The 11,472-nt window shown below is 32.7% G+C and carries 6 protein-coding genes and 1 pseudogene; 2 read left to right on the top strand and 5 right to left on the bottom strand.

From position 1 onward, the window contains the following. Window positions 1–401 precede the first annotated feature (401 nt). From P5P87_RS25180 to P5P87_RS25160, 5 genes and pseudogenes are all read right to left on the bottom strand, one after another. The gene (locus tag P5P87_RS25180) at window positions 402–2,468 is read right to left on the bottom strand and encodes a beta-N-acetylhexosaminidase (protein ID WP_278020999.1); all 2,067 of its coding nucleotides are present in this window, start codon (window positions 2,466–2,468) and stop codon (window positions 402–404) included. 145 nt (window positions 2,469–2,613) lie between these two features. Then, window positions 2,614–4,552, bottom strand: a pseudogene (nagB, locus tag P5P87_RS25175) (glucosamine-6-phosphate deaminase). Between the two features lie 105 nt (window positions 4,553–4,657). Next, a complete protein-coding gene (locus P5P87_RS25170; protein ID WP_278022832.1) occupies window positions 4,658–5,641 on the bottom strand; it encodes a SusD/RagB family nutrient-binding outer membrane lipoprotein in 984 nt (327 codons plus the stop codon). 10 nt (window positions 5,642–5,651) lie between these two features. Then, window positions 5,652–6,251 carry a SusD/RagB family nutrient-binding outer membrane lipoprotein gene (locus P5P87_RS25165; protein WP_278020998.1) on the bottom strand — a complete coding sequence of 200 codons (600 nt, stop codon included), beginning with the start codon at window positions 6,249–6,251 and terminating at the stop codon, window positions 5,652–5,654. Between the two features lie 12 nt (window positions 6,252–6,263). Beyond that, window positions 6,264–9,284 carry a SusC/RagA family TonB-linked outer membrane protein gene (locus tag P5P87_RS25160; RefSeq protein WP_278020997.1) on the bottom strand — a complete coding sequence of 1,007 codons (3,021 nt, stop codon included), beginning with the start codon at window positions 9,282–9,284 and terminating at the stop codon, window positions 6,264–6,266. Window positions 9,285–9,559: 275 nt separating this feature from the next. On the opposite strand from P5P87_RS25160, the gene P5P87_RS25155 reads away from it, so the two are divergent. Beyond that, window positions 9,560–10,612 (top strand): sensor histidine kinase, encoded by a 1,053-nt coding sequence (locus P5P87_RS25155; protein ID WP_198856294.1) that lies wholly within the window; start codon window positions 9,560–9,562, stop codon window positions 10,610–10,612. After that, entirely contained in the window at window positions 10,602–11,303 is a 702-nt protein-coding gene (locus P5P87_RS25150) for a LytR/AlgR family response regulator transcription factor (RefSeq protein ID WP_278020996.1), read from the top strand. Before P5P87_RS25155 ends, P5P87_RS25150 begins: the two co-directional genes overlap by 11 nt. Window positions 11,304–11,472 lie beyond the last annotated feature (169 nt).

Genomic DNA, 11,472 nt, shown 5'->3' with positions numbered 1-11,472 from the left:
GGTTTCGCTCAACAGCAGATTGGAACCCCGCGATCGATTGAAAATAAACTCAAATTACATTCTATAGATAAATATTACTATTTCTGATTCATTCATAATCATTAGTAAATAGTAGTGATTGATATTTATTTATAATTTTAAAAATTAATATTAAATACAAATGATAAATTTGGGACTAATCATCAATCTATACTTTTTTGTCATGTTTTATTGTATTCTTATTCTTCTATTTGGTTTTAAATGTTAATAATTAATTTCACGGCTTATATTTTGTTATTTAATTAAGTTAAGTGTTGATTATTTCTGAAATCTTGGCTATAACTATCTCTACCGAGGAACTTCAGCAGAGATAATTAAAAGCCTAATTAATGTAACTCTAATAACACTAACTCAACCAAAATTCATATTAGTTTTTTCAAACTTTCATAAACTGACAATTCCACGTCAGCATGATCTTTTGTATTACATTGATCTATTAAACTTTTTAAATCTGCTGATTTTAAAGTCGATTTGTTGTCTAATACAAGTAATAATTCCTGCGATGCATCACTTAATTTTTTAGACAATGGTAAAATTGGCTGTACTAATGGAGCATTTGCACTTAGTGCTGTAAGGTCATTATGCACTGCAATCCATTTAGTAAAAAATGCAGTCACTTTTGCTTTGTTATCTGCCGATTTATTTGCTAAATATTGATTTACCGCTGCATCAAATGCAAGAGCATCTTTTGCATCTGGTCCGCAAGCATCTGCAAACAAAGTAAAAGGAGAATACATCTGGTACTCTGTTCCTCCTTTGTTACGAGTATATCCTTTTAAAGGTTCGCTTACTTTAGAAAACTCTTCAAGCGGTTGAATACTTTGATTGTTGGCAATATTTCTTAAAATAACATCTTTGTTACGTATATGAGTAATTCCTAATTCTTCTAATCTGAAAGAAACTGTTTCTAAACGTTTACGCATATTTTCTACATCTACTACGTCTTCTGCAGACCAAAGTCTTTCTGCAATAGCTGCAGTTCTTGGCCATAATCTAGAATCTATAGTTGTTGGTGTAGCCAATTCTGTCCACATTGTCGCTTCTCCACCAAGAATTCTTGCTTTTTCGTCACTCGTTAAATTCGCTCCTTTTGGCATCGGATCATTTAAATAATGGCTTGCAATTGGGTACATCAAATCGATATAATATCCGTTAGACAAAACGGTTTTGTATCCTTTTTTAACAGCTTCTACCAAAGATTTACCTGCTGGCATTCCTTCGTTTGGCCCTCTCCATGAGTGAACGATCGCTTCTTTAGATAAATCTTTCGTCAAAATTTCTTCCCAACCCATCAATTGCTTTCCGTGCTTCTTTAACATCGGAGCCAATTGCATCGTGAAATAAGTTTGTAATTCGTGATTGTTCTTTAAATTATGTTTTTTCATGAATTCTTGAATTTTCGGGTTTTCATCCCAATCTTTTCCTTCGTTTTCATCTCCTCCAATATGGAAATATGCACCTGGAAACAATGGGCAAACCTCATCAAAAACTTCACTTAATAGTTGATACGTTTTAGGATTTGAAGGATCTAATGTTGGTGAAAAAATACCAGCATTTCTTTCAATTCCATAGGTAGCGATTGCTGTACCTTGAATATTTTTTTCGGATGTTCCTCCTGTCAACTTGATTACTTTACTGCCAATTTCTGGATAAGCCGTTAAAATTGCAGATCCGTGACCTGGAACATCTATTTCGGGAACAATTAAAATACCGCGCTCATCGGCATATTTTACGATATTTTTAATTTCCTCTTGTGTATAATACATTCCATCCGAAGCTAATTGAGTAAACTTTGGATGTTTTTTCATTTCAATTCTCCATCCTTGATCATCAACCAAATGCCAATGAAAAACATTCATTTTCATTGCTGCCAATGCGTCAATATTTCTTTTAATAACATCAACAGGCTGAAAATGTCTTGAAGCATCAATCATTAAACCTCTCCAAGTAAATCTTGGAAAATCTGAAATTTTTGAAACTGGAAAATAAAACGATTTTGAATTGTTTTGAAGAAGTTGCAACAATGTCTCCAAGCCATGCAAAGCTCCCAAATCACTGGTTGCATTAATTATAATTTTGTTTGAAGTAATATCTAAATGATAACTCTCATCTTCATACAAACCAATTTTTCCGCTTTTACTACAATTAATTTGTAATTCTGCATTTGGAACTTCATTTAATTTGGTAATAAAACCTTGTTCAAAAAATATACCTGTTCTACCATCTAAACGGCGCAAAAAACGAGTTACTCCTCCAAAAATTCTAGCATTTGGATTACCAGTAATATTTACTTTAAAATTTTTAGTTAAATTAAAATTACCTTCATTAATTACAACATTCTGAGGCCAAGGCATAAGATTCAGTTGCTCTTTCTGGACTTGAGCACCTGCCGATATACCTGCAAATAATAGTACAAATAAATATTTCATTTTTCTTTTTTTGGTCGGATAGTTTCTTAGTCCATATCCTAATTTATATAAAAAGACAAAATCCAGAATGACTTCTGCATACCTCACTTTTACAAGTAATCATCTGAATTTTGTCATTTGATTCATTTTATAGAATCATAAAACTTTAATAATCAAAACGTTTAAAGGCTTCTATTGCTTCATATTCAGCTAAACCTAGTTCATCATATAAAATTGCTGTGTTTTTGTTTCGATCTTCTGCCCTAACCCAGAATTCACGAGAATCATTTCCTTGAAACATTACTCTGTCTTTTTGAGACTGGTGATGTAAAATGGCATGACGTTTTAATAATACTTCTGAAGGACTTAACGGAACGGCCATGTCAATTTCATGAATGTCCCATTCGTGCCAAGCTCCTCTGTAAAGCCACAACCAGCAATCATTCATGTACGGTTCTGGTTTTAGTTCTTTTAAAGTCGCAAAAATGGCATTTAAACAAACCTCATGAGTTCCGTGCGGATCTGCAAGATCTCCAGCAGACAAAAACCTGATGTGGTTTTATTCTAGCAATAATGTCTTTTACGATAGCAATATCTTCTGGTCCTAACGGATTCTTTTTAACCTGTCCTGTTTCGTAAAAAGGAAGATCCAAAAAGTGCGTATTCTCATCTTTCAATCCGATATATCTTGTTGCTCCGTAAGATTCTCTTCTTCTTATAAGTCCTTTTAATTTTCGAACTTCCAAAGAATCGATTTGATTTTCAGATTTGTTATTTAAAAACTCGATAACCGATTTGAAATTGATATCAGCTTGACCTTCTCCGATAAAATCACTGGCAACTTCTGCAAATTTTAAAGCTTCATCATCTGAAACTGCAATATTTCCTGAAGTTTGGTAGACCACATGAACATCGTGTCCTTGCTTGATTAATTTTGAAAATGTTCCTCCCATAGAAATCACATCATCGTCTGGGTGCGGGCTAAAAAGAATAATCCTCTTTTTTGCCGGATTTGCCCTTTCTGGACGAAATGAATCATCTGTGTTTGGTTTTCCTCCTGGCCATCCAGTAATAGTGTGCTGTAAAATATTAAACATATTAATGTTCATATCATAAGCAGAACCTTCTTGAGCCAATAGGTCAGACATTCCGTTATTGTTGTAATCACGGTCTGTCAGTTTTAAAATAGATTGTTTTGTTTTTTGACAAAGCCAGACAATTGCTTTACTTTTTAATTCAGGAGTCCAAAGACATTCACCGACTAACCACGGTGTTTTGAAACGGGTTAATTCTGATGCTGCCGACTGATCTAAAACAAAAGTTGCATTTGGATGATTTTGTAAAAACGTAGCTGGAACCTCTGAACTGATATCTCCTTGAATAGTTCTTTTGATGATATCTGCTTTGTTTTGTCCCCAAGCCATCAAAACAATACGTTTTGATCTCATAATGGTCGAAACTCCCATTGTTATGGCGCGTTTCGGCACATTATCTATACCATTAAAAGCAGATGAAGCATCGACTCTTGTGATATGATCTAAGGTAATAATTCTTGTTCCTGAATTGATGTGCGAACCAGGCTCGTTAAATCCAACATGACCCGTTCTACCAATTCCAAGCAATTGAAAATCAAGACCACCCGCATTTTTAATATTCATTTCATAATCAATACAGTATTGATTGATTTCCTCAATTGCTACAGTACCATCAGGAATATTAATATTTTCAGGTTTGATATCAATATGTTTAAAAAGATGCTCGTGCATGAAATAATGATAGCTCTGATTATTTTCTTTAGTCATTGGATAATATTCATCCAAATTAAAAGTGATTACATTGCTAAAACTTAGTCCTTCTTCTTTGTGCATTCTCACTAGTTCCTCATAAACTTTGATAGGAGAAGAACCTGTTGCCAGACCTAAAACACAAGATTTATTTTTTTCCTGCTTAGATCTAATTAGTCGCGCAATTTCCTGCGCTACAATTACAGAAGCTTCAATAGAACTTTTGAAAATTTCGTTATGAATTTTCTCAAAACGAGTTTCTTCAAATTTTCCCGCGCTTTTATAACTGATATCAGGTTTTATTTCTAAAGCACTTTTCATTTCTTTTCTTTTTTGTAGTAATTACCATCATGGTTTTAAGATATGGTATAGACAGCTTTCGCCATCTATACCACACTACTAACCAAACTTAATATCCCATTTTTTTTAGAAGTTCACTCCAGTATCCCACCAAAGTCTTGTTGCACCGTTATCTGGTCCACCTAACTTAGCAATACCAGTTGCAACTCCATCTTTGTTTCCAGCAATTTCAGATGCCACAAAATTTACTCTTCTAACACCTAACTGAGAGCTAATAACTCCGTTACTTGTGTTATTTGTGATTGGGAATAATTTTGGATATCCAGTTCTTCTCCACTCAGTCCAAGCCTCTTGTCCGTCAGGGAAACCAGCAATCCATTTTTGAGTAATAATTTTTTGAAGTTTAACTTCATTAGAAGCACCTGCTTCCCAAGCTACAGTCACATTATTAACAGCAGCGACATTATTTGTTGCATCAAGCGGGTCAACATAAGCTTTTGGCAATGCTGTACTAGTTTTGTATGTTGATGAAGAAACTCCAAACTGCTCGAAAGAAGCTGTGATTCCCGCCTCATATAAAGATTGAACATCGCTTCCCATATTCCATCCTCTCAAAGCTCCTTCTGCTCTTAAGAAGAAAACCTCAGCAGTAGATAAGAAAACAGTTTCTTTTACATTTATAGCTTCTCCAACTTTAGAAAAATCTTTACGAGCTGCTTTTGTAGCTCCATCTGGAGCAACTGGCAAAACAATTCCTGTTCTAATTCCTTTATATTCTCCTGGATATTTAACTGAAACAGCGAAATATTTTGATAGTCTTGGATCATTATATCCTACTAAGATAGATTCCATATCTGCAGACATGTTAATATCTTCATAACTATTACTATTTCCATATACAGGATTTGTAAAGTCACTTAAGAAAACAAAACTATCGTCTTTAGTAAGCATTACACCATATTTCTGAGAAATAGATTTTTCAGCTTGTTCTTTGGCTACTGCTGGAGCTTTTACAGCTAATCGCATTGCTAATCTTAAACGAAGAGAATTCGCAAATTTTACCCATTTAGAATAGCTTCCTCCATATTTAGAAAAATCAGCTTTAGTAATAATTGAGCTTTCACCAGAATCTGCTCGCTTTGCTTAATGTTACAATAGCCTCATCAAGATCTGCAAACATCTGCGTGTACACTTGTTCTTGTGAATCGTATTCTTTAACTGAAGATTCAGAACTATATTTTGAATAAACAATTGGTCCATAAATATCAGTTATTCTATGCATCGCCTCAACTTTTAGTATCTGAGACATTGCATATATTTCTGGATATAATCCTTTTGTTTTAGTCTCATGCTCTATTTTTAGAGCATTTGCCATTACGTTTGTGTACGCATCATCCCATGCTCTACCGTTCCAACCATTTACAAGATTGTAAGTCATGTTGTTATTATTACTTCCAAATGGATTTGGAGTAGCCATATAACCTGACCATACATCACCTTGCAAGTTTTGCTGGATTTGGTATCCCCACAATGGATCTTGTTCAAAAATAAAATTGAACATTACTTTTGAATAACCCGTGATATTATTAAAATCCTGTGCTAATTGTTCAGCAGTAGAACCTTGAGGATCAGAGTTAATCTCGTCAAAGTTATCAGTACAGCTCATAGCGACTAATAAGCCTAAGCAGAGAATCGACTTTTGTATATATTTTCTTTTCATGATGTTTTTTTATTAAAATGTAACGTTTAAATTAAGACCGATACTTCTAGTTGTTGGCAATCCGAAAATGTCAACACCTTGTAAACCTTGACCTGTACTTAAAGCAACATTTGGATCAAACGGTGCGTCTTTGTAGAAAAAGAATAAGTTTCTAGCAATTAAAGAAATACTTGCATTTTGAATGAATGGAACTGCTTTAGGGTTAAATGTATATCCTACAGAAAGTTCTCTTAAGCTAACGTTTGTTGCTTTGTAAACATATTCAGCTAAAGCTCCACTTCTACCACCAACTGTTCCGTAGTAATCTTCTGCAGAAATTTTATTAACTGGAGTAACTCCATCTGCTGCAATTGCATTAACTGTAACACCACCAGCATTTTTAGCATCTCCAAAAGCTTTAGAAACTCCATAAGAATCATTTAAAGCTTGAGTCATACTCATTACACTTCCTCCAAATCTTCCGTCAACTAAAACATTTGCAAAGAAAGATCCGAATTTGAAAGTGTTAGACCAACCTAACATGAAATCAGGATTAGCATTACCTACTTCTTTAAAGTTCTGATCAACTTGTGGTTTACCTTGATCGTCTAGAAGAAGTCTTCCTTGAGCATCTCTAACTAAAGTGTAAGCTTCAATAACTCCAAATGGTCTTCCTTCTACTAATGAGAATCTATATGCATTAGATCCTGGATCTGTCAATATTACACGTCCTCCTAATTCTTCTGGAAGTTCTTTAACTGTATTTTTATTATGAGAATAGTTTACTGTAGTATCCCAAGAAAATTTATCTCCTTGAATAATTTTACCATTTAACACAATCTCGATACCTTGGTTAGCAATACTTGCGGCATTAAATGCATAGTTAGTATATCCGTAAGGGTTTGTAGAAGGCGCTGGAACTTCAACATATTGGTTTTTAGTTTCTGAATTATAGTAAGAGAATTCAAAACCTAATCTATTGTTAAACAGTCTCCATTCAGTACCAATTTCGTACTCTGATTTTAATTCTGGTTTTAATGTTTCTCCTGGTCTTGGTCCAACTCTTGGCGCAATAAACTGCCCTCCAAGGATTGTATATCTAGGAGAAGTTACGAAAGCGTTAATGTCGTTACCAACTTGTGCATAAGATCCTCTCACTTTACCAAAATTAATCCACTCTGGCATTGTAGCCATTTCACTAATGATTCCTGTTAAACCAACAGATGGATAGAAGTAAGAACCATTTCCTGTATTAACTAATGTAGACGACCAGTCATTTCTACCTGTTAAATCTAAATACAACATACCTTTATATCCAAGTGATGCAGATGCAAATACAGATTGTACTTCTCTGTTAGAACCTGAAACTTGTTGATTTGCTTTATTGTTAACGAAGTTTCCTAAAGTAAACCAGTTTGTGTTAACTAATCCACCATTATTTGTTCCTGAGTTTAAGATTGTTTGTTGGTTAGCCATAGTATTATTTATACTTGTACCAAGAACAGCATTAAAAGAGAAATCTTCACTAAAATCTGTATTTACTCTTGCAATTAAATCTCCATAACGCTGAGTACTTAATGTACCAATGTTGATATAAGTTCCTGTTGGAGCCGCAATAATTTCAGAAGTAGTTGCGTAGATTTTTTTATCAAAAATGCTTTCGATTCTATTATAGCTATATCTTGCTGTAATATTTAACCAGTTATTCGCTTTATAATCTAAGGCTAAAGATCCGTTAAAGAAGTTGTTTTTATCTTCAGATTTAGCTCTGTTGATTAACCAATACGGGTTTTGAATATATTCATTAATTACTGGGAAGTTTTGAACATTTAAGTTTCTAACTGGATCAAAAACTTCAAAATTGTTTTTATAGTAATTAAAGTCATTTCCATTTCCTCTTGGCATTAAATAAACACCTGTTAATGGGTTGAAGTTAAGTCCACTTAGCGGTCTGTTGTCAATAGTTTGAGTAGTATATTTTCCATCTGCAGAAACGGTTAATTTATCATTAAAGAATTTTCCTGTTTGACGGATACCAAAGTTATTTTTCTTCAAACCGTTTCCTGGCATAATTCCAGAAGAAGAAGTGTTAGCATAAGTAATGCTAGTTGTAGCAGTTGGTGAACCAGTTGTAAATCCGAAAGAAGTAATTTGAGTTACACCTGTGTCAAAAAAATCTTTTACGTGATCTTTTGTGTTTTCTTTTGCTCCAGTACTATTGTACTCTGTTTGGAATTTTGGCAAGTAAGTCGCATTTTCGAATGTAGTTACAGATGAAGCTGTAAAATTACCTTTTCCTTCTTTTACTTTTTTAGAAGAAAGCAAAATTACACCATTTGCTCCTTGAGAACCATATAATACAGAAGCTGCAGCACCTTTTAATACTGTCATACTTTCATAATCATCAGGATTTACAAGAGAGATTACATCACCACCATCACGGTTACCACCATTTGTATCTCCAAAAGTACCATTTGGTTGGCTTGAAGATCCATTATACATCGGAATACCATCAATTACATATAATGGCTGGCTATTCATAATAGATGAGTTACCACGAATTACTACTTTTGTAGAACCACCAGTACCACCAGCACTTTTAGTAACAGCAACACCAGCAACTTTACCTGCAATAGTATTGATAACGTTTGCATCTTTTACTCGAACTAATTCTTCTCCTTTTAATTCTTGAGTAGCATAAGTCAATGATTTTTTAGACTTCTTAAGACCTAAAGAAGTTACAACAACTTCATTCAAAGCATTTGATGCAACTGCAACCATCTTCACATTAATTGTAGCAAGATCTCCTACAACTATAGTTTGAGTTTCAAGTCCTACATAAGTAAAAACTAAACTTTGACCCTTTTGAACTTCGATAGTGTACAATCCGTCAAAATCGGTAGTTGTTCCCTTTTGACCTCCTTGTACAGCAACAGAAGCCCCTGGTAATGGCATCCCATCAGAATCTGTAATCACACCCTTGACACTTTTTACTTGAGCAAGCGAAACTTGCGCCGTAAAAACAATCATAAAGATTAAGAAAATTTTTTTCATGTTTATTTTATTTTGTTAGTTATGATGTAAAATTATTCTTAAGGCATTGTTAAAAAAAATAAATTAAACCAACAGCAACAAAATTTAAACGAACGACATAAATTATTCAATAATACGCTTTACGAAAACGTTCTAATACAAAAAATAAGCACCAATATCCTTTTTTTTGGAAATTTTTTGCAAAAAAATTGTCATTTACCAGTTAATTGTTTAAAGTTGCACATTATTTAAATACTGTTAAGAAAAACTAAAATTCTCAAACAACTTAGAATCAATTGAAAGAAATACGAAAAGTTAAATTTGATATCAAACTGCAAAATCATGTCTGGTTTTGGGGAGTTTATTTTACTTTAAACTTTTTAAGATGGGGCGCTTACTTTAATGATTATCCTTATGCATTCAAATCAAACTTAATTGAATTCTCTTTGGTTATTCCTTTAGTTTATTTGAATTTATTTGTTTTGGTTCCAAGATATGTACTCAAACAAAAGTATATTATGTATACTTTTTTACTTCTGTTGAGTCTATTTGTGATATATCTTCTAAAAACAGCTCTAACCTACTATATAATATCAGAAAATATATGGCCTGAAGCTAATAGAGAATATCATCCTTTTGAGATCAATCACATTGTTGCTGTTTGTATCGGAGAATTGTATGTCTTAGCAATGGCATCATCAATTTATCTTACCTTAACTTGGCTAAGAGAGCGAGAAAGAAACAGATCTTTACGAGAAAACCAATTTAAGATTAAACTTAAGTATCTTGAAAACCAGATTCAACCCCATTTTTTCTTCAACACGCTAAACAATTTGTATGCTTTATCGTTAGAATCATCAAAGAAAGTTCCTGATGTAATTATAAAGCTTTCTAATTTGATGGAGTATGTTTTATATGATGTTAAAGGAACCAAATTTGTTCCGTTAATAAAAGAAATCGACTATATCCAGAACTATATTGAAATAGAAAAGCTTCGTTTTGAAAATGTCGAAGTCACCATAAATCTAGAATCTAATATTGACGATGTTGTTGTACCGCCATTAATTTTCATTTCTTTGGTCGAAAATGCTTTTAAACATGGAGGTCTAAACAACAAAAATTTAAAAATAAAGATCAATTGTAAAGTTACAGACAATAAAATACTCGATTTTGAAATCTTAAATAATTTTGTAATTTCACAAAATCATAATCCGAAAAGAGGAATTGGTTTGGTTAATACGAAAAAAAGACTGAAACTAATTTACAGAAGCAATTTCCGCCTTAAACAACAAACCAAGCTAAATTTCTACATAATCCGATTACAAATACCTACATATAATGAAGATTAAATGCGTGTTAATTGATGATGAGCCTTTAGCTATCAAGGTCCTGCAAAATTATTTTACCAATTTTACAGATTTTGAAGTTATAGCAACATTCAATAACTCTTTAGAGGCACTCGATTTTATTAACAGTACACCTGTTGATGCTGTCTTTTTAGATATTAACATGCCTATGATGACCGGTTTTGAGCTTATTAGCCTTATCGAAAACAAAACCAAAGTCATCATTACAACCGCTTTTAGAGAATTTGTTGCTGAAAGTTATGATTTGGATGTATTAGATTATTTGGTAAAACCTATTCCGTTACCAAGATTCATAAAATGCATCAATAAAATTACCACCGAATACAATCTCAAAAACAATATTAAAGTCGAAACTTCAAAAGGAGATTCTCATATTTTTATTAAAGTCGATAAAAAAATGATGAAAATTAATATTGAGGAAATTTTGTTTGTTGAAGGAATGAAAGAATATATAAAAGTAGTCACACCAGATAAGACATATATTACTCATAAATCTCTTACATCATTATCAGAAGAATTACCTGCAGATCGCTTCCTTAGAATTCATAAATCTTATGTAATTGCACTAAACAAGGTAAAATCTATAGAAGGAAACCGTGTTCAAATACAATCTTACAACATTCCAATAGGCAGAAACTACAGTAAAGAAGTTAAAAATAAGATATTGGAATAAATATAATTACGAATTACATTTTCTAAGTAGGTTAAAATTAACACTTTGTTGAAAAAACATAGCCGTTGGTTTAAATTTAACATTATTTATACCTTTTTATTTTTTTGATAATCCTAACAAATATATTTACGGTCTTCAAAAAACAATAAAATAAAAAATTAACCTTATT

Source organism: Flavobacterium ginsengisoli (genome assembly GCF_029625315.1).
Taxonomy (GTDB): Bacteria; Bacteroidota; Bacteroidia; order Flavobacteriales; family Flavobacteriaceae; genus Flavobacterium; species Flavobacterium ginsengisoli.
The sequence above is the reverse complement of the archived record's forward strand: the minus strand, read 5'-3'. Positions and strand labels throughout refer to the sequence as shown.

What these genes read in the sequence shown, in the direction of transcription:
- P5P87_RS25160 (WP_278020997.1), bottom strand. Translation starts at nt 9,284, where the DNA reads ATGAAAAAAATTTTCTTAATCTTTATGATTGTTTTTACGGCGCAAGTT.
- P5P87_RS25165 (WP_278020998.1), bottom strand. Translation starts at nt 6,251, where the DNA reads ATGAAAAGAAAATATATACAAAAGTCGATTCTCTGCTTAGGCTTATTA.
- P5P87_RS25180 (WP_278020999.1), bottom strand. Translation starts at nt 2,468, where the DNA reads ATGAAATATTTATTTGTACTATTATTTGCAGGTATATCGGCAGGTGCT.
- P5P87_RS25150 (WP_278020996.1), top strand. Translation starts at nt 10,602, where the DNA reads ATGAAGATTAAATGCGTGTTAATTGATGATGAGCCTTTAGCTATCAAG.